Annotated in this window: 16 protein-coding genes; all 16 read left to right on the forward strand. The window is 71.1% G+C overall.

All coding sequences use genetic code 11. The annotated features are described in order from the left end of the window. The first annotated feature begins 569 nt into the window (after positions 1 to 569). The 16 genes from AHOG_RS11635 (at position 570) to tpiA (ending at position 19,295) form a co-directional block, all read left to right on the forward strand. Positions 570 to 1,106, forward strand: coding sequence for an RNA polymerase sigma factor (locus AHOG_RS11635; protein WP_245856969.1), 537 nt, complete (start codon positions 570 to 572; stop codon positions 1,104 to 1,106). Then, positions 1,103 to 2,485, forward strand: coding sequence for a hypothetical protein (locus tag AHOG_RS11640; protein ID WP_093941373.1), 1,383 nt, complete (start codon positions 1,103 to 1,105; stop codon positions 2,483 to 2,485). Before AHOG_RS11635 ends, AHOG_RS11640 begins: the two co-directional genes overlap by 4 nt. A 69-nt stretch (positions 2,486 to 2,554) precedes the next feature. Beyond that, positions 2,555 to 3,643 (forward strand): homocysteine S-methyltransferase, encoded by a 1,089-nt coding sequence (gene mmuM / locus AHOG_RS11645; RefSeq protein WP_245856971.1) that lies wholly within the window; start codon positions 2,555 to 2,557, stop codon positions 3,641 to 3,643. 1,239 nt (positions 3,644 to 4,882) lie between these two features. Then, positions 4,883 to 5,575: a ribulose-phosphate 3-epimerase gene (gene rpe, locus AHOG_RS11650; RefSeq protein WP_093941375.1), complete on the forward strand. Its 693-nt coding sequence runs from the start codon at positions 4,883 to 4,885 to the stop codon at positions 5,573 to 5,575. Between the two features lie 410 nt (positions 5,576 to 5,985). After that, positions 5,986 to 6,621, forward strand: coding sequence for a riboflavin synthase (locus AHOG_RS11655; RefSeq protein WP_093941376.1), 636 nt, complete (start codon positions 5,986 to 5,988; stop codon positions 6,619 to 6,621). Further along, the gene (locus AHOG_RS11660) at positions 6,618 to 7,949 is read left to right on the forward strand and encodes a bifunctional 3,4-dihydroxy-2-butanone-4-phosphate synthase/GTP cyclohydrolase II (RefSeq protein WP_093941377.1); all 1,332 of its coding nucleotides are present in this window, start codon (positions 6,618 to 6,620) and stop codon (positions 7,947 to 7,949) included. The genes AHOG_RS11655 and AHOG_RS11660 overlap by 4 nt, the downstream gene beginning before the upstream one ends. Beyond that, the gene (gene ribH / locus AHOG_RS11665; protein WP_093941378.1) at positions 7,946 to 8,440 is read left to right on the forward strand and encodes a 6,7-dimethyl-8-ribityllumazine synthase; all 495 of its coding nucleotides are present in this window, start codon (positions 7,946 to 7,948) and stop codon (positions 8,438 to 8,440) included. Before AHOG_RS11660 ends, ribH begins: the two co-directional genes overlap by 4 nt. Beyond that, positions 8,437 to 8,907 (forward strand): PH domain-containing protein, encoded by a 471-nt coding sequence (locus AHOG_RS11670; RefSeq protein WP_093941379.1) that lies wholly within the window; start codon positions 8,437 to 8,439, stop codon positions 8,905 to 8,907. The genes ribH and AHOG_RS11670 overlap by 4 nt, the downstream gene beginning before the upstream one ends. Before the next feature lie 320 nt (positions 8,908 to 9,227). Further along, positions 9,228 to 10,334: a hypothetical protein gene (locus tag AHOG_RS11675; protein WP_093941380.1), complete on the forward strand. Its 1,107-nt coding sequence runs from the start codon at positions 9,228 to 9,230 to the stop codon at positions 10,332 to 10,334. A 223-nt stretch (positions 10,335 to 10,557) separates the two neighbouring features. Then, positions 10,558 to 12,804 (forward strand): excinuclease ABC subunit UvrC, encoded by a 2,247-nt coding sequence (gene uvrC, locus AHOG_RS11680; RefSeq protein WP_093941381.1) that lies wholly within the window; start codon positions 10,558 to 10,560, stop codon positions 12,802 to 12,804. A gap of 41 nt (positions 12,805 to 12,845) precedes the next feature. Continuing rightward, positions 12,846 to 13,703: an RNase adapter RapZ gene (rapZ, locus tag AHOG_RS11685; protein WP_169725932.1), complete on the forward strand. Its 858-nt coding sequence runs from the start codon at positions 12,846 to 12,848 to the stop codon at positions 13,701 to 13,703. 50 nt (positions 13,704 to 13,753) lie between these two features. Beyond that, complete coding sequence (locus tag AHOG_RS11690; RefSeq protein ID WP_093944377.1) at positions 13,754 to 14,770, forward strand: gluconeogenesis factor YvcK family protein; 1,017 nt, start codon at positions 13,754 to 13,756, stop codon at positions 14,768 to 14,770. Positions 14,771 to 14,772: 2 nt separating this feature from the next. Next, the gene (gene whiA / locus AHOG_RS11695; protein WP_075740386.1) at positions 14,773 to 15,759 is read left to right on the forward strand and encodes a DNA-binding protein WhiA; all 987 of its coding nucleotides are present in this window, start codon (positions 14,773 to 14,775) and stop codon (positions 15,757 to 15,759) included. 465 nt (positions 15,760 to 16,224) lie between these two features. Beyond that, entirely contained in the window at positions 16,225 to 17,244 is a 1,020-nt protein-coding gene (gene gap, locus AHOG_RS11700; RefSeq protein WP_093941383.1) for a type I glyceraldehyde-3-phosphate dehydrogenase, read from the forward strand. Positions 17,245 to 17,264: 20 nt separating this feature from the next. After that, the gene (locus AHOG_RS11705) at positions 17,265 to 18,500 is read left to right on the forward strand and encodes a phosphoglycerate kinase (protein WP_093941384.1); all 1,236 of its coding nucleotides are present in this window, start codon (positions 17,265 to 17,267) and stop codon (positions 18,498 to 18,500) included. Between the two features lie 6 nt (positions 18,501 to 18,506). Beyond that, positions 18,507 to 19,295 (forward strand): triose-phosphate isomerase, encoded by a 789-nt coding sequence (tpiA, locus tag AHOG_RS11710; protein ID WP_093941385.1) that lies wholly within the window; start codon positions 18,507 to 18,509, stop codon positions 19,293 to 19,295. The last annotated feature ends 65 nt before the right edge of the window (positions 19,296 to 19,360 follow it).

Below are 19,360 nucleotides of genomic sequence, written 5' to 3' on the forward strand. Positions count from 1 at the left end.
CGCCGAGAGTCTAGCCGGCGGCCGCCGAGCACCCGGTGTGGTGCGAGCGGCGAACGGACCCCCACAGGCGCCGCTTCGGCACGGCCGTCGTCGGGCATCACCGCTGCCGTCGATGATGTTCGCCTCCTCAGCAGGATCGCCGTGATGCTCGCCCGCGCCCGCGGTTCGACACCGCGCGATGCCCGCAGGCGCCACGGTGCTCGTCGACGGTCTCGCGCTCGCCGCCGGACGCCCTCTCAGCGCCCTGATGCGGGACGAGGGCATCACTGAGGTCCGGGCATCCGGGACTCGAGCCGCCGATCGGATTCGCCGGCGGGCAGCACGCCACCCGGCCGTCGAACAGTCTCGGCCCGAGAGAGGCACCTCGAATCCGACGGCGAGCGGCCCTCGACACGCCCCCAGTCCCACGACCGCATGCAACATCGTGTCGTCTTCGGCGACTAGTGACCGTGACCTTGCACTTGAACCCGGAGGAGACCGCTGTGGCGAAGAGCCCGCCGTCCGCAGCCGCGGGAGAGGCGCCGTTACCGGACGAGCAGGCTTCTTACGCCACACTCGCCGACCCGGCTTTGTGGCAGCGTGCGGCCGAGGGCGACCATGCGGCCTTCGGTGCGTTGTTCGAGCGCCATTCCGAGGCAGTGTGGAACCACGCCTATCGACTGACCGCATCCTGGAGCACCGCCGAGGATCTGACCTCGTCGGTCTTCCTCACCGCATGGCGGCGACGCGGCGACATGCGCCTGACCCGACAGAGCGCCCTGCCGTGGCTGTTCACCGTCGCAGGCAACCTCGCCCGTACCGAGTTCCGTAGCAGCAGCCGACTGCGCCGGGCACTGAGTCGGCTCGGCGGCGATCGGGAACCGGTCACCGACCACGCTGAGCGTTTCGATGACCAGCTGGCGGGCGAGGATCGGCTGCGGCGCGTCCTGGCCGCCGTCGACCGGTTGCCGCAGGCGGAACGAGAGGCTGTCCAGCTCTGTCTGCTGGGCGAGCTGTCGATCACCGATGCGGCCGAGGCGCTCGGCGTCGCCGAGGTCTCCGTCCGCTCCCGAATCTCCCGTGCCCGCTCTCGGCTGCGCACGCTCTTCGACCTGGAGACACGATGAACGACGAATTCGATCTTCCACCGCGTCGTGAACTTCCCCAGGAGATCCGTGATCGGATGAGGTTTCGGCTGCGCCGAGACATCGGCGAGCCCCGTCCCACCGAGTCGGGCGCACGCCGCCTCCGGGTACCGGTCCTCGTCGCGGCCTCGGTGGGGCTGCTCGCGATGGCGGCGGTGGTGACGACGAACGCGCTCGTCGGCGATGGGGACGGCCTGGCCGGTCCTGCGCCGTCCTCCGACGTGGACCGGCCTGGCGAACCCGTCGGCGACGAGCCGATCGATCGGTGTGGTGCGGCCGTCGCCGAGGCGGGGGCGGCCGGGCAGTTCCCGGATACTGGCTCGTGGTCGATCGCCAAGAGCCTGTTCGACGAGCAGGTCCTGGTGATCGAGGCCGACGACCAGCGCTTCTTCTGTCACGTGACCGCACGGTGGGCACACGTGAGCGATCCTGCGGCGTGGGCCGCCGAACCCACGGACGGCCGCGAGGTGGCCAGTCTCGAGGTGACGGGAACGGGAAGCATCCTCGGGCGGATACCGGAGGAGTACGGCGGAGAGTTCCCCTACGGTCTCTATTTCGAGGTGGCGGACGGGCGCGGGTTCGTCTCGGTCGACGTCTTGGCCGAAGACGGGGTGTTCTTCGCCCAGGGGCACGGCGACCGGACCTTCGCCGAGGACCACCTGCCCTCGGCGGAGTTCTATCGCACGGGCCCCGCCCCCGATCATGCGCGGATCTCGCTGGGCGACCTCCCTCCGATCACGCCGTTTCTGGTGGAAGTGGAGGACCGGCCGGATGCGATGGAGGAATGGGAGAACGAGCCGACCGATCCCGGCCCCGAGGAACCGGGCGGCCCCGAGGACGAGGAATGGGCCGGCACGGCGCCGGGACAGGGCGTGGCGGAGAACGAGTGGCTGCGCCAGTGTCTGGAGGACTCCGCGTCCACGAGCCCTGAGGTGTGGCGAGCTGGTCCGGTCTTCTCCGTCTATCCGGAATCCGGCGAGATCCCGAGGATGCTCGTCGCCAGGACCAGGGCCGCGATGGGCCTCTGCTGGCTCAACGCGGCGACTCCGGCACCCGGCGCCACGAGCAGTCTGTGGGCCACCAGGCATGTCCCGGAAGACGTGACCGAGACGACTCCGGTGATGGGTGAGTTCATCGAGGGCGGCGAGGCCCAGGCCGTCTGGGGGGTGGTCCCCGAGGACGTGAGCCGTCTGGTGATCGTCCTGGCCGACGACACCGAGGTGGATGCCGTGATCGAGGCGGGCATGTACGGCGCACGTCTCCCGATGGGCAGCGCGTGGGAGGGCGACACCGCGTCCTTCCGTGCCTACGACGCCGAGGGAGCCGTGATCGACGAGGGAGACTTCGTCTTGGAGTGGTGACGGTCGCGGTCGCCTACGGTGGGACGGGTGACGGACGGCGACCTCGGCGGGCTGCCCCCGCTCGACAGACTGCGGATCAGTGGTGGCAGGCCCGTCGTGCTGGACGGCGGGCTCGCCACCGAGCTGGAACGCCGAGGACACGACCTCTCGGGTGCGCTGTGGTCGGCACGCCTCCTGCGAGACGCTCCCGAGGAGATCGTCGCCGCACACCGGGCCTATTTCCTGGCCGGTGCGGAGATCGCCGTCACGGCCAGCTACCAGGCGACCCTGCCCGGCCTGGCGGCGGCTGGTGTCGATCGATCGGAGGCGGTCGGCCTGCTGTCCGCCAGCGTCGCGCTCGCTCGTCGAGCCCGTGACGAGGTGTCGGCGGAGGGGGAAGCCCTCTCGACCGAGAGGTTCCGCCGAGGCGGCGGTCCCCCCGAGCCGTCCTGGACGGACTCGACCTTCGGCGCGGCCGACACCAGGAGGCACGGGACCGGCGCCTCGTCGAGGGCGGTCGAGGGGGCGGGAACGCAGGCAGAAGCGCGACGGCCGGGCCCGCCGGCGGCTCGCGGGGCCATGGCTAGGCGACGGCTCCTGATCGCCGCGTCGATCGGCCCCTACGGCGCGTACCTGGCCGACGGGTCGGAATACCGAGGGCGATACGGCCTGACGGTGGACCGGCTTCGAGCCTTCCACCGGCCCCGACTGGAGATCCTGGCCGAGGCGGAGCCGGACCTGCTCGCCATCGAGACCATTCCCGACGTCGACGAGGCGGCGGCCGTGCTCGCCGAACTCGACGGATCGGGGCTTCGCGCCTGGTTGACCTTCAGCTCCACCGGGATGCGGACGAGGGCCGGGCAGCCCCTCGCCGAGGCGTTCGCGATGGTGCGAGGCCGCGATGACGTCGTCGCGGTGGGCGTGAACTGCTCCAGTCCGGTCGGCCTCGCCGACGTGGTGGGGTCGGCGGCCGAGTGCAGCGGGAAGCCGGTGGTCGTCTACCCCGACGGCGGCGAGATGTGGGACCCCTCCGCCGGGGCTTGGACCGGGCCCGGCCGATTTCGACCCGACGACGTCCATGAGTGGATCGCGGCGGGCGCTCGACTGGTGGGGGGATGCTGTCGCGTCGGACCCTCGCAGATCGCGGCGCTCGCCGCCGAGGTCGATCGGGGCACGTGATCCGGCGGGTTCCCCGTCCGGCGGGAAGGACGCACACCATCCGGTGTCGCGCCCGGTCGCGGTCCGGCGGAGCGGGCCCGTCTCCGCGTCGGCCTCGGCCCGGCCGGAGAGGGCGGCGAGCCGTGGGCCTGAGGGGCGTCCGGTTCCGGCCGGTGGCCGGGCCGTCGCGCCGGGCGCGGGGCCGTTCGTGCCAGGGAGACGCCCACGCGAGACGAGGTGCGACGGAGCGGGCGTAGGCCGTGCCGACGGGCTCAGCGGTGTCCGGGCACCACGTCGTGCCCCGTTGTGGGCGGTCGCCCGTCGCGGCGGCTGTGTCGCGGCGACCGACGGCGCATGGGCGGTCGACCGCGCGGGCCCCGAGGACATCGGGTGGCGGGCATCGGCAGGGTCGTCGCGCGGTGTGCTGCGGGCGACGGAGGAGGCCTCGTCGCCTGTCGTCGCGCGGCGTCTGCGAACGGCACCCGGCCCGGCGTGCCCGCCTCGGGGGCCCGGCGGCCCGAGGCCGAGGAGGCATCCGACGACGAGCGCGAGGAGACGCCGTGCCGTGTCCGGCCCGGTCCGCGTCGCGATTCCGAACGCCGTGCCGACCGGGCGGGGCAGGCGAACAGCGCGGCGCGACCGTGTGTGCGAGGAGCGCTCACCGATGGACGCCGGGAGCGCCGCCGTGGAGCAGGAGTCGACGTGGCGGAGGATGCCGTATGAAGTCATGATCAGATGATCGAACAGTTGTTCGACATCGGCAAGATATCGATCGAGTGGACCTCACGAGAGCCGTTGACGGGCAGCCGCTCGACGGAGACCGCGCATCGCGAGATCCTGGCCGGTGGCGTCGAACCTCGGGGCACGAAGGCGGCGATCCCCACGGCCCGACGGGGAGTCGCGTCGGCGCGGGCACACCGAGACGCCGTGGTCGACGCCGTGAGCGGGCCGATCGTCCGACGGGCTCGTGTCGAGCACTCCGGAATCCGGCGAAGACGCGCGTCCGGAGGCACGACGCCCGGACACGGCGGTGTCGGTCCCCGGGGCACATCGCGACGGGATCGTGCCGAGCGGCATCGGCGAGCCCGCTCCTCGCCTCTCCCTCCGTCCGGTGTCCGGCAGGCGACCCCGCGGCCGTCTCTTAGACTCCGATGCGTGTCCGTCGCACCAGAGCCAGCCCAGAACCCAGGAAAGCTTCAGACCTCAGGGAAGCTCCAGACCTCGGGGCAGGCGCAGGCCTCCTCCGTCGATCGCCGACCCATGATCGCTCCGTCGATCCTGTCCGCCGACTTCGCGCGCCTGGCCGAGGAGGCCGCCTCGGTCGGCCCGGCCGACGGTCGCCCCGGCGCGGACTGGCTTCACGTCGACGTCATGGACAACCACTTCGTACCGAACCTCACGCTCGGGCTGCCCGTGGTGCAGGCACTCCGAGCGGCCACCGACATCCCGCTGGACTGCCATCTCATGATCGAGGACCCGGACCGCTGGGCGGTCGGCTACGCCGAGGCGGGCGCGCATAACGTCACCGTGCACGCCGAGGCCGCCGCGGACCTGCTCGGCATCGCTCGGGACCTGCGTGCGGCCGGTTCTCGCGCGGGGCTCTCGATCAAGCCGAACACCCCGCTGGAGCCTTATCTCGACGTGCTGCGCCACTACGACACGCTGCTGGTGATGTCGGTGGAGCCGGGCTTCGGCGGACAGTCCTTCATCCCGGAGACTCTCGCCAAGGTGCGTCAGGCACGGCATCTGGTCGACACCGGCCACCTGCGGCTTCTCGTGGAGATCGACGGCGGTGTCAACGCGCAGACGATCGAGGCGGCCGCCGAGGCGGGAGTCGACTGCTTCGTCGCGGGTTCGGCCGTGTACTCCGCCGTCGACGCGGGCGAGGCGGTGGAGCATCTGCGGTCCCGAGCCGTCGCGGCCGCGAGCGCCGTGCACCGAACCGCGGGCTGAGGCTCGCGCGAACCGACCGTGGGCGTGACGCGGTGCCCGGGCCGGTGCGACGGGCGTACTCGCGACCGCCCGAGTCCGGCCTGCGGCTGTTCCCGCTGGTCGGCGCCACACCCGGGCGCCGCCGGATCGAGGCCCGCGTCGGAGGAGTGGAGCGGTGAGACGTCGGACACAGGACTGTCGAAAGCCTCCGGGGTCGGCCGCGACGAAGGACCGCCCGATCGACCTGCGGCGGACGTCTCGGCGGGCCCGACGATCATGATCTCCCAGCAGGAGACCAGCACACCCGAGGTAGGAGACGATCCCACGACGGTGGGAGACTCCGACTGCGGGTGCAGTAGCCGCACACACCTGGTTCGACGTCGTCGCCGACGCGCGTTCGAACGGTCGTTCACTCGTCATGGAGGTCACCAGTGTTCACCGGCATCGTGGAGGAACTGGGCGAGGTTCGGGAGGTGACTCGTCTGCCCGACGCCGCCCGACTGACGGTCGCCGCCGCCGCGGCGGTCTCCGACGCCCGACACGGCGACTCGATCGCGGTCAACGGCGTCTGCCTGACCGTGGTCGACGTGCTCGACGGCGCCTTCACCGCCGACGTGATGTCGGAGACACTGCTCCGCAGCAACCTCGACGGCGTCGAACGCGGCGACGTGGTCAACATCGAACGGGCCCTGGCCGTGAGCGCCCGGCTCGGCGGCCACATCGTGCAGGGCCATGTCGACGGCGTGGGCACCGTGCTCGAGCGCAGCCCCGCCGAGCACTGGGAACTCGTGCGGATCGCACTGCCCTCGGCCCTGGCCCGCTACGTGGTGGAGAAGGGCTCGATCGCCGTCGACGGCATCTCTTTGACCGTGAGCGCCGTCGACGCGGACTCGTTCACGGTCAGCCTGATCCCGACCACCCTGGAACTCACCACACTGGGCCGGCGAGCGCCGGGCGGCCGGGTCAATCTGGAGGTCGACGTGCTGGCCAAGTACGTAGAGAAGCTGACCGCGCACGCCGCTCGCCCCGTGTCGCCGAGCCCGGTCACGACGGAGGTGACGCGATGAGCGAGGAACATCCGGAGTCCGGGCCCGATCTGGCGTTGATCGAACGGGCGATCGCCGACATCGCCGCAGGGAGACCGGTGGTCGTCGTCGACGACGAGGACCGGGAGAACGAGGGCGATCTGATCTTCGCCGCGGCGAAGGCCACCCCGGAGCTGGTGGCCTTCATGGTGCGACACACCTCGGGCTACCTGTGCGTCCCCCTCACGGAGGAGGACTGCGTGCGGTTGGACCTGCCGCCGATGTACCACAGCAATCAGGATCGGCGGGGTACCGCGTACGCGGTGACGGTGGACGCCAGGGACGGCGTGACCACCGGAATCTCCGCCGCCGACCGCAGTCACACCATTCGGCTGCTGGCCGACCCCGAATCCACGGCCGCCGACCTGCTGCGCCCCGGGCATGTGGTGCCGCTGCGAGCCAAGGAGGGCGGGGTGCTTCGCAGGCCGGGGCACACCGAGGCCGCCGTCGACCTGGCCAGGATGGCAGGCCTGCATCCGGCAGGCGTGCTGTGCGAGATCGTCAGCCAGAAGGACGAGGGCGAGATGGCGCGGCGGGAGGAGCTGGAGGTGTTCGCCGCGGAGCACGACCTCGCGTTGATCAGCATCGCCGACCTCGTCGCGTACCGGCGCCGGTTCGAGAAGCAGGTGGAGCGGGTCGCCGAGGCTCGTATCCCCACTCCCCACGGCAGCTTCCGTGCCTACGGGTACGACAGCATGTTGGACGGCATCGAGCACATCGCCTTGGTCTTCGGTGAGATCGGCGACGGGGAGGACGTCCTGGTCAGGGTGCACTCCGAGTGCCTCACGGGCGACGTCTTCGGCTCGCTGCGCTGCGACTGCGGTCCGCAGCTCGACGCGGCGCTGGCCGCGGTCGCCGAGGAGGGGCGCGGAGTGGTGCTCTACATGCGTGGGCATGAGGGCCGGGGAATCGGTCTGATCCACAAGCTGCAGGCCTACCAGCTTCAGGACGCGGGCGCGGACACGGTCGACGCGAACCTGGCGCTCGGACTCCCCGCCGACGCCAGGGACTACGGCACCGGAGCACAGATCCTGGTGGATCTCGGCGTGCGGTCCATGCGACTGCTCTCCAACAACCCGGAGAAGCGGATCGGCCTGGAGGGCTACGGGCTGCGGGTCACCGGTCGCATGGCGCTGCCGATCCGCCCGAACCCGGAGAATCTGCGGTACCTGCGGACCAAGCGCGACCGGATGGGGCACGAACTGGGCGACCTCGGTGAGGCGGGCAGACGCGCCCACGACGCGTCGGCGAAGCGAGCCGACACCGCGGGCCGGACCGATTACAGCGGTGAAGCGGGAGCGACGTCATGAGTGGACGGGGACGACCGAGCATCGACGTTCCTTCGGCGAAGGGGCTGCGGGTGGCGATAGCCGCCACCCGCTGGCACGCGAAGATCGTCGACACGATGGTCGAGCGGGCGGTGGCGGCCTCCATCGACGCGGGCGGTCCGGCTCCGAAGGTCGTGCGGGTCGCGGGCGCGGTGGAGCTGCCGGTGGTCTGCCAGCAGTTGGCGCGGGACCACGATGTGGTCGTGGCGTTGGGCGTCGTGATCCGCGGCGGGACACCGCATTTCGAGTACGTCTGCGACGCGGTCACCGCGGGACTCACCAGGGTGGCGCTCGACGAGTCGACCCCGGTGGGGAACGGTGTGCTGACCTGCGACGACGAACAGCAGGCCCTGGACAGGTGCGGCCTGCCGGATTCGACGGAGGACAAGGGGAGCGAGGCGACCGTCGCGGCGCTGGCCACGGCCGCGCTGCTGCGGGAGCTACGCCGTGAGTCGAATGGGAGTGCGGGATGAGCGAGTCGATCACCACGGCGGAGTCGCGACCGGTGCTGGTCGTCCGCCCGCGCAGGGTCCGCTGGGTGGCGATCGGCGCCGCGGCGGTGCTGATGGTCGTGTTCGGCGTGGTCGCGGTGCTGTTGCGTGACACGCCGACGGGGGTGTATTTCCGTCTGGCGGATCAGATCGCGATGGCGGGTCTCGGCATTCTGCTGGGTTGTGGCGCGCTGGTGTTCGCCCGTCCTCGGCTGGTCGTCGACGCCGAGGGCGTCACCGTCCGCAACTTCATCAGCACCCGGCGTCTGGAGTGGGCGCTGATCCTGGACGTCACCTTCCCCGACGGCACACCGTGGGCACGGTTGGAGCTGCCCGAGGACGAGTACGAGTCCGTGATGGCCATCCAGGCCGCCGACGGACAGCACGCCGTCCGGGCGATACGGGAGCTGCGCAGGCTGTACTACGAGTACAGCCCGCACGCGCGCTGACCGGCTCGCTGCGCCCGTTCCGTGGTCGTGCGGCGGACGCTCTCGATCGCGGGTGACGAACGGTGAGTCACTGTCGACGCGGCGGGCCGTCCGGTGCCTCGCCAGGGAGGAGAACGGCCGATCAGGCGCCTCGATCGGCGCAGTGGCATCCCCGCTTCGGGCGCAGCGCCTGCCACACCGTGCGATCGGGTCGATCACGCGCTGCGCCGCGAGGGTGAGCCGATGCTGCCGTCTCGGTGGTGTGTGCGCCGTTCTCTCGGCATGGAGGATTCGCTGCGCTAGGTTGCCGGTTGGTCGTGCACAGTCGCACAGGAGGCGGCATGCAGGTCGTCGGAACACAACGTGCGAAGCAGTTGTCCAGCACCGCGGGCTCGTGGTTTCGGCAACGGCTCCTCGAGGCGGGCCAGGGCAGCGGCCTGGCCGGCCTGGGCTACTTCGAGATCCCCGTCCCGATGCCGAACGGCGATCAGCAGGAGGCCCACGCGGTCCTGCTGACGCCCGCGATGCTCATCGTCGTCGAGCTCCGGTCCCTGCCCTGGTATCGCGGCGGCAGGCTTCGCGCCGAGACGAGCGGCTCCTGGACGGTGGACGGGATGGACGCCGGCCTGGCCACCGAGCAGGACGTGAATCCGGGGGAACGGGTCACCCGCCTGGTCTTCGCGCTGCGCGAGCATCTGCGGTCGCACGGTGTTCGAGACGACGCCGTCGCGGGACTGGTCTGCGTGGCGGGCCCCGATCTGAAGGTCAAACAGGACCGCGCGAGCGGACGACTGGGCAACTACATGGTCTGCGCGGGGGATCACGACTCCATCCGCCGGACGGTGATCCGGCTGGACCGGGGAGGACGACGGTGGAGCACCTCGGACGTCCGAGCCGTGTTGTCGGCGCTGCACCTGGCCTACGACGTCCCCAGCCATGAGCAGCTCGCCCAGGAGTCCTTCACCGAGCACTCCATTCCGGAGCCGAGGCGCGGCCGCGAGGATGGCTCGCCTGCGGACCCGGACGGCGCCGTGGACGCCTCCGACCCTCCGAAGGGCAGGTTCCGAGCTCGCCAGAGCTTCAAACCCGAGACCCTGGTCATCCCGGCCTTCGTGGTCCCCGTCGTCCTCGCGGTGGTGTTCCTGGTGCTGCTGCTGTTGTGGCTGGGCCGGGGCATCGGCGACCTCGTCTCCGGGGTCGGCGGCGATGCGGAGGAGGACGGCGCGCGCCCGGCCGTCGACCGCGAACACCGTCCGCTCTCGTCGTCGGATTCCGGTCCGTTCCTCGCCTCGGCGTGGCAGACGCGGATCGGGGAGCTTCCGCCCGGCGCAAGCCCGGCCGTCGTGACGTGGCCTGTCATCGATCCTGTGGCCTCCTCCGCCGAAGGTTCCGCCGTCGGGGACACGGTCCGGGCTCTGGCGGGACCCGCGGGCTTCGGCGCCCGCTGACCCTGCTCACGCTCGGCGGCGGATCGGCCGTACCGACGCCCGCACACCGAGCAGGGCCCCTGCGGTGCCGTCCCGGCAGCCGCCGCGGCGGCCGAGGAGACGGCGGGCGTCGCTCGGTCCTTCTCGTCGTCACCCGTCTCGACACCGGGATTCGCGGGACGATCGGCACGATCTCCTGCCGGGAGTGGCGGCGGTGTCGGAGCGCCGCCGTAGGGTTGGGCGGGTGGCAGACCCCTCGACGTATCGCCCCGCAACGGGTGCCATCCCGGACGAGCCGGGCGTCTATCGCTTCCGTGACGACACCGACCGGGTGATCTATGTCGGGAAGGCGAAGAGCCTGCGTTCGCGGCTCTCCTCCTACTTCGCCGACCTGGCCACTCTGCACCCTCGCACGCGACAGATGGTCACCACCGCGTCGTCGGTCTCGTGGACGGTCGTCGGCACCGAGGTCGAGGCGCTTCAGCTCGAGTACTCCTGGATCAAGGAGTACGATCCGCGGTTCAACGTCCGTTACCGAGACGACAAGTCATACCCGGTGCTGGCGGTCACGCTGGGCGAGGAGTTCCCCCGGCTGTTCGTCTACCGAGGGCCGCGCCGCAGAGGCGTGCGGTACTTCGGTCCTTACGCCCATGCGTGGGCGATCCGGGAGACCCTGGACCTGCTTCTTCGGGTCTTCCCGGCCCGGACCTGTTCGAACGGGGTGTTCCGTCGGCATCAGCAGATCGGACGGCCGTGTCTGCTCGGCTACATCGGCAAGTGCGCCGCGCCCTGCGTCGGGCGGGTCGACGCCGAGGAGCACCGGACCATCGTCGACGACTTCTGCGATTTCCTCGCCGGTCGGACGGACTCCCTGGTCCGCAGGCTGGATCGTGAGATGCAGGAGGCCGCCGCGGAGCTGGAGTTCGAGCGGGCCGCAAGGCTTCGCGACGACCTCGGGGCGCTGCGACGGGCCATGGAGAAGCAGGCCGTGGTGCTGGGTGACGGCACCGATGCCGACGTGATCGCCTTCGCACAGGACGAGCTGGAGGCCGCGGTCCAGATCTTCCATGTCCGGGGCGGACGGGTACGCGGGCAGCGCGGCTGGGTCATCGACAAGACCGCCGAGCCCGACTCGGCCGAGGCCCCGAGCCGTCCCGACGCGGACCCCGGATCGGATCGGATCGAGACCGAGACCGAGACCGAACCCGGAGTGGACTCCGACGCGGCCGACGACGCCGAGGACCGGCAGCCGGGCGCGGCAGACTCGATCTCCCCGATCCTGGTCGGTCGCTTCCTCAGCCAGTTCTACGGTGAGCAGGCGAGCCTCGCCGAGCAGGCCGACGGCGGCGGCAGTCCCGTGCCGCGCGAGGTGCTGGTGCCCCGGCTCCCCGAGGACGGCGAGGCGATGACGGAATGGCTCTCGCGACTGCGCGGCGGACGGGTCAGCCTCCGGGTGCCGCGCCGCGGGGACAAGCGGGCCCTGATGAGCACCGTCGCGCGCAACGCCGTGGAGGCGTTCGCTCAGCACAAGATGCGGCGGGCCGGCGACCTGACCGCGCGTTCCAAGGCCTTGCAGGAGCTTCAAGAGGCGCTTGCCCTGGACAGCGCTCCGCTGCGGATCGAGTGCGTCGACGTGAGTCACGTGCAGGGCAGCGACGTGGTGGCTTCGCTGGTGGTCTTCGAGGACGGTCTGCCCCGCAAGTCCGACTATCGGCGTTTCGCGATCCGAGAGGGCGCCGAGGGCGGTGACGTCGGGTCCATCGCCGAGGTCGTCCGTCGACGCTTCGCCCGCCACCGCGCGGAGACCACGAGCGGTGCGGGGGCCACGGCCGAGACCGCGGATCAACGGGACGACGCCGGGGCCGCACCCGTCGGAGGCCCGGCCGACGAGACCGACGCCTCCTCCGGAGACACGACCGGTGGACGTGCCGCGGACGATCTCGCCCTCGATCTCGACACGCCGTCCGCTCGGCCGGGCATCGACCCCGAGACCGGCAGGCCGAAGCGATTCGCCTATCCGCCCAACCTGCTCGTGGTGGACGGCGCCGGACCGCAGGCCGCCGCGGCCGCCGAGGAGCTCGACCAGGCGGGGGTCACCGACGTGGCGGTGATCGGGCTCGCCAAGCGACTGGAGGAGGTCTGGCTCCCCGGCGAGGCCGACCCCGTGATCCTGCCGCGCACCAGCGAAGCCCTCTACCTGTTGCAACGGGTGCGGGACGAGGCGCATCGCTTCGCCATCGGCTATCACCGACAGAAGCGTTCCCGGCGGATGACCGCCTCGGTACTCGACGACATCCCCGGACTCGGCCGGACCCGGCGGTCCGCCTTGCTGAAACACTTCGGTTCGCTCCGCAGATTGAGGGCTGCGGACGTGGCGGAGATCAGCCTTGTTCCCGGCGTCGGACGGCGTACCGCGGAGGCGGTGCACCAGGCGTTGAACGGGACCGGGGGTGGGAGCAGCACATCGAACGGGGAACAGGAGGGGACGTGACGAGCGCACCCGAGAACCAGGGGTCGCAGGACAAGGCGGGCATCGAGGTGGCGGTGGTCACCGGGCTGTCGGGCGCGGGGCGGAGCACCGCGGCCAAGTGCCTGGAGGATCTCGGCTGGTTCGTGGTGGACAACCTGCCGCCGGAGCTCATCTCGACCATGGTGGAGCTCGGCGCCCGGTCGAGTTCCGTGATCACCAGGGTCGCCGTCGTGATGGACGTGCGGAGCAGGGCGTTCACCGAGGACCTTGCCTCGGTGATCAAGGATCTGGACGCCAGGGGTTACAAGCCCAGGGTGCTGTTCCTCGAGGCCACCGACGCGGTGTTGATCCGCCGGTTCGAGGCGGTCCGGCGGGGCCATCCGTTGCAGGGCGACGGGCGGCTCGCCGACGGCATCGGGGCCGAGCGCGCGCTGCTGTCGCGGCTGCGCGAGGAGGCCGACCTGGTGCTGGACACGACCGGGCTCTCGGTGCATCAGCTTCGCGGCAAGATCGAAGACGCCTTCGGCTCGGAGGCGAGCACGAGGACGCGGGTCACGGTGTTGTCGTTCGGCTACAAGTACGGCCTTCCGATGGACGCCGACCTGGTGATGGACGTGCGATTCCTGCCCAATCCGTTCTGGATCCCGGAGCTGAGGGACCAGACGGGGCAGGATTCCGACGTCAGCAACTACGTCCTCTCCCAGGAGGGGGCCGAGGAGTTCCTACACCGCTATCACGAACTGTTGCGACTGGTCAGCGCCGGATACCGGCGGGAGGGCAAGCGATACCTGACGCTGGCGTTGGGCTGTACGGGCGGCAAGCACCGCAGTGTCGCGCTGTCAGAGGAGTTGTCCCGTCGTCTCTCCAGCGAGGATCGGCTGACCGTGAAGGTCGTGCACCGGGATCTGGGACGCGAGTGACGACACGGCGTGCGGGGACGCTGGACTCGCCGACACCGCGGCACGGCGGGCTGCGGGCGGTCGCGTTGGGCGGCGGGCACGGACTTCAGATCACGCTCGCCGCCCTGCGTCGCCTCGCGGTGCGACCGACCGCCGTGGTCACCGTCGCCGACGACGGGGGGTCGTCCGGGCGGCTGCGTCGCGAGCTGGGGCTGCTGCCCCCGGGCGATCTGCGCAAGGCCCTCGCGGCCCTGGCCACGCACGACGCGCCGGGAATGCGGTGGAGCGAGGTCTTCGAGCACCGGTTCGGGGGTCACGGCGCGCTGGCGGGTCACGCGGTCGGGAACCTGCTGCTCGCCGGGCTGCTCGAGGTGGTCGGCGATCCGGTCGTCGCGCTGGACCAGGCCGGACTGCTCCTGGGGGCGAGCGGTCGGGTGCTTCCGATGTCCACCGAGCCGCTGGACATCGAGGCCGACGTGGCGGGCCTGGACGAGGACCCCGCCGTGATCCGCCGCATTCGCGGTCAGGTCGCCGTCGCGACTACCCCCGGACGAGTGAAAAGAGTCCGGTTGCACAACGCGACGGGCCCCACCAGGACACCTCGGGCCACCCCGGAGGCGGTCGACGCCGTGCTGGACGCGGACGTCGTGTTGCTGGGTCCGGGATCATGGTTTACCAGCGTGTTGCCTCATCTGCTGGTGCCCGAGCTGCACGAGGCGCTGGTTCGGACGGCCGCCAGGAAGGTCGTCGTGCTCAATCTCGTGCCCCAGCCGGGTGAGACGGCCGGGTTCTCACCGGAACAACACCTGCACGTACTCTCCGAACACGCCCCCCGACTACGGGTGGACGCGGTGGTCGCCGACGTGGACTCGGTGCCGACTCCGGATCGGCTGCGCAGAGCGGCCGAATCACTGGGCGGCACGGCGCTTCTTCGTCGGGTCGCCGTCGTCGGCGCACCTGAGCGGCACGATCCCGAGGCCCTGGCGGCGGCCCTGGCCGAGGCGTTCGCCACTGCGGGGGCGCAGGGTCGGGACGCGGAGTCCGGCCGCCGCGGTGTGGCGCGGCGAGCCGAGGGAGAGGAGGACTGATCGTGGCGATGACCGCGTCGGTCAAAGACGAGCTGAGCAGGCTGACGGTGACCAAGACGTGTTGTCGTCGGGCCGAGGTCTCCTCGTTGTTGCGTTTCGCGGGGGGCCTGCACATCGTGGGCGGGAAGGTCGTCGTCGAGGCGGAGCTGGACACGGGTTCGGTGGCCCGGCGACTGCGCAAGGAGATCCACGACCTCTTCGGCTATACCGCCGAGGTACACGTGATCACGTCCGGCGGGCTGCGCAAGGGCAGCCACTACGTGGCGCGAGTCGCCGCGGACGGCGAGGGGCTCGCCCGTCAGACGGGGCTGCTCGATCCCAGGGGCAGGCCGGTGCGGGGGCTGCCCGCCCACGTCGTCTCCGGCGGAGTCTGTGATGCGGAGGCCGCGCTGCGCGGGGCCTTCCTCGCGCACGGCTCGCTGACCGAGCCGGGTCGCTCGTCCGCCATGGAGGTGACCTGCCCCGGACCCGAGGCGGCGTTGGCGCTCGTCGGCGCGGCACGCAGACTCGGCGTGCAGGCCCGGTCCAGGGAGGTGCGCGGCGCCGACCGCGTGGTGGTCCGCGACGGCGATGCCATCGGGGCGCTGCTCACCAGGCTCGGCGCGCATTCCAGCGTGCTGGCGTGGGAGGAGCGCCGGATGCGTCGAGAGGTGCGGGCGACCGCGAACCGCCTGGCGAACTTCGACGACGCCAACCTGCGGCGCTCGGCGCGAGCGGCCGTCTCGGCGGCGGCCAAGGTCGAGCGTGCCCTGGAGCTGCTCGGCCCCGAGACTCCCGAGCACCTGCTCGCGGCGGGCCGACTGCGGCTGGCACATCGGCAGGCGTCGCTGGAGGAGCTGGGGCAGCTCGCCGATCCCCAGATGACGAAGGACGCGGTGGCGGGGCGGATCCGCAGACTGCTGGCGATGGCGGACAAGCGGGCACGCGATCTCGGCGTGCCCGACACCGACGCCGCGGTGACTGCCGAGATGCTGGAGGCGGAGGTCTGACCACGGGTGGCCGCGGGGCGGCGGCGTCCCCGTGTGCTGTGCGGCATGATCGGAGCGAACGGGCAGGTCGGACGGCATCGTCCGCGGGCGGGCGGCGGGCCGTCGAATGGTCGTCGGGTCGTCACCGGGCGAGCATGAAGATGGTCGGCCGGCGAGCTGCCCGCTCCGCCCCGTCGTCCGGTCTCGTGCCGCACCGCGACGGGCGGGCGGCTGCTCGCCGAGGCGCGCCGCCGTCACTCGACGGCCGGGCCCGCGGCGGGTCGGCGGTGCCGCACCAGACTCGATGTTCGAGGGGGGTGGGCGGCGGGCAGGCGCTCCGGTTACCGTGTGCTGGCTCGATCAAGAGAGACATCAGGTCGTGATGACCTGTGCTTCTCGTCGGGCGATAGGGTGGCGGCTGGCAGCGTGGCCATTCGTGTGTAACTCACCGGCAATCAATCGTTCGAGTATCTGAGGAGACGCACCGTGACGGTTCGTGTAGGCGTCAACGGCTTCGGTCGCATCGGGCGCAACTTCTGGCGCGCAGTCAACGCATCCGGTCTGGACGTCGAGATCGTCGCCGTCAACGACCTGACCGACATCGCCACCCTGGCTCACCTGCTGAAGTACGACAGCGTGCTGGGCACCCTGAACGAAGAGGTCACCGCCGACGGTGACTCGATCAAGGTGGGCGGCAAGTCGATCAAGGCGCTGGCCGAGCGCGACCCGGCCGCACTGCCGTGGGGCGAGCTGGGCGTCGACGTCGTCATCGAGTCCACCGGCCGCTTCACCAAGGCCGAGGACGCGCGCAAGCACATCGAGGCGGGCGCGAAGAAGGTCATCATCTCCGCCCCGGCCAAGGGCGAGGACCTCACCGTGGTGCTCGGCGTCAACGACGACAAGTACGACGGCAGCCAGGTCGTGCTGTCCAACGCCTCCTGCACCACCAACTGCGTGGCGCCGATGGCGAAGGTGCTCCATGAGGCGTTCGGCATCGTCAAGGGCCTGATGACGACGGTGCACGCCTACACCAACGACCAGGTCATCCTCGACTTCCCGCACAAGGACCTGCGTCGGGCCCGTGCCGCCGCGACCAACATCATCCCCACCACCACCGGTGCCGCGAAGGCGACCGCGCTGGTGCTGCCCGAGCTCAAGGGCAAGCTGGACGGCATGGCCATGCGGGTCCCGGTGCCGGACGGCTCGGTGACGGACCTGACCGTGGAGCTGTCGCGCCCGGTGACCAAGGCCGAGGTGAACGCGGCGTTCAAGGCCGCCGCGGACGGTGCGCTCAAGAACGTGCTCGTCTACACCGAGGACCCGATCGTCTCCAGCGACATCGTCGGCTCCCCCGCTTCCTGCACCTTCGACTCGTCGCTGACCCAGACGGCGGGCCCGGACGAGGCGGACACCACGGTGAAGGTCGTCGGCTGGTACGACAACGAGTGGGGCTACTCCAGCAGGCTCGCGGACCTCGCCGCGCTGGTCGGCGCCAAGCTGTCCTGATCAGGAAGAGGTCGGTCGGAGTGACGACGTCAGAGTCCCCTGACGGGGGCGTCGCGACAGTTCATGACCTGCTGGCCGAGGGTGTTCGAGGTCGGCGCGTGCTCGTGCGCGCCGACCTGAACGTCCCCCTCGACGGGCAGCGGATCACCGACGACGGCCGGGTGCGTGCTTCGCTGCCCACGCTGTCGGCGCTGGTCGCGGCGGGCGCCCGAGTGGTGATCGCCGCACACCTCGGCAGGCCCAAGGGCGTGCCCGAGGAGAAGTTCTCCCTGGCCCCGGTGGCCGCGCGGCTCGGCGAGCTGCTCGGTGTCGAGGTCGCCGCCGCACAGGACGTGGTGGGCCCCTCCGCGAAGGCGGTGGTGGGCGGCCTGGCCGACGGCGCGGTGGCCCTGTTGGAGAACGTGCGCTTCGACCCGAGGGAGACGAGCAAGGACGAGGCCGAGCGCGGCGCACTGGCTCGCGAGCTGGCCGACCTCGTCGGACCCGACGGCGCCTTCGTCTCGGACGGCTTCGGCGTCGTCCACCGTAAGCAGGCCTCGGTGTACGACGTGGCTCGGCTGCTCCCGCACTACGCGGGCGAGCTGGTCCTCGCCGAGGTGACGGTGCTGCGCAGACTGACCGAGGAGCCCGCCAGGCCGTACGCGGTGGTGTTGGGCGGGGCGAAGGTCTCGGACAAGCTGGCGGTCATCGAGAACCTGCTGACCAAGGTCGACCGGCTGCTCATCGGCGGCGGCATGGCGTACACCTTCCTCAAGGCCCGCGGGCACGAGGTCGGCAGGTCGCTGTTGCAGACCGACCAGCTGGAGGCCGTGCGCGGCTTCATCGCCGAGGCCGAGCGACGCGGCGTCGAGCTGGTGCTGCCGGTCGACGTGCTGGCGGCCACCGAGTTCGCCCCCGACGCCGACGTCGAGGTGGTGTCCTCCGACGCCATCCCGGCCGATCGGGAGGGTCTGGACATCGGGCCTCGTACGCGGGAGCTGTTCGCCGACCGGCTGGCCGACGCGGCCACCGTGTTCTGGAACGGACCCGTCGGAGTCTTCGAGTTCGCCGCCTTCGCGGAGGGCACCAGAGCGGTCGCCACGGCGTTGGTGGAGGGCAAGGCCTTCAGCGTGGTCGGCGGCGGTGACTCCGCGGCGGCGGTCCGGGCACTCGGGCTGCCCGAGGACGGTTTCTCGCACATCTCCACCGGTGGTGGGGCGTCCCTGGAGTTCCTGGAGGGCAAGGTCCTTCCCGGCGTCGCGGTCCTGGAGGACTGAAGGCAGATGGCTGTACGTCAACCGCTCATCGCGGGCAACTGGAAGATGAACCTCAATCACTTCGAGGGCATCTCCCTGACGCAGAAGATCGCGTTCTCGCTGCCCGAGAAGTACTTCGCCAAGGTCGAGGTGGCGGTGATCCCGCCGTTCACCGACATTCGCAGCGTGCAGACGCTGATCGACGGCGACAAGCTGCTGCTCAAGCATGGCGCGCAGGATCTCTCGCCGCACGAGTCCGGTGCTTACACCGGCGAGGTGTCCGGCGCGATGCTCGCCAAGCTGGGCTGCACCTACGTGATCGTGGGGCACTCGGAGCGGCGGCAGTACCACGCCGAGGACGACGACCTGGTCAACAAGAAGGTGCGGGCCGCGCTCAAGCACGGCCTGACGCCGATCCTGTGCGTCGGTGAGCCGCTGGAGGTTCGTGAGGCGGGGGGGCACGTCGCGCACGGCCGCGCCCAGCTCATCGCGGCTCTCAAGGGACTCAAGGCCGAACAGGTCGCTCAGGTCGTGGTGGCCTACGAGCCGGTGTGGGCCATCGGCACGGGTCGCGTCGCCACGCCCGCCGACGCCCAGGAGGTGTGCGGCGAGCTTCGGGCCGCCATCACCGAGAAGTACGGTGCCGAGGTCGGCGGAACGGTCCGGGTCCTCTACGGTGGTTCCGTCAAGTCCGGGAACATCGGTGAGCTGATCGCGCAGGCCGATGTGGACGGTGCCCTGGTGGGCGGCGCCAGCCTGGACGGCGACGAGTTCGCTAAGCTCTGCGCGCTCGCAGCGGGCGGACCGCTGCCCTGAGCTAGCCGGGCGTACCACCCGCGGTCACCGACCCGGTACCCTTTGATGCCTACCGCCACAACGCG

Source organism: Actinoalloteichus hoggarensis (assembly GCF_002234535.1).
Classification (GTDB): domain Bacteria; phylum Actinomycetota; class Actinomycetes; order Mycobacteriales; family Pseudonocardiaceae; genus Actinoalloteichus_A; species Actinoalloteichus_A hoggarensis.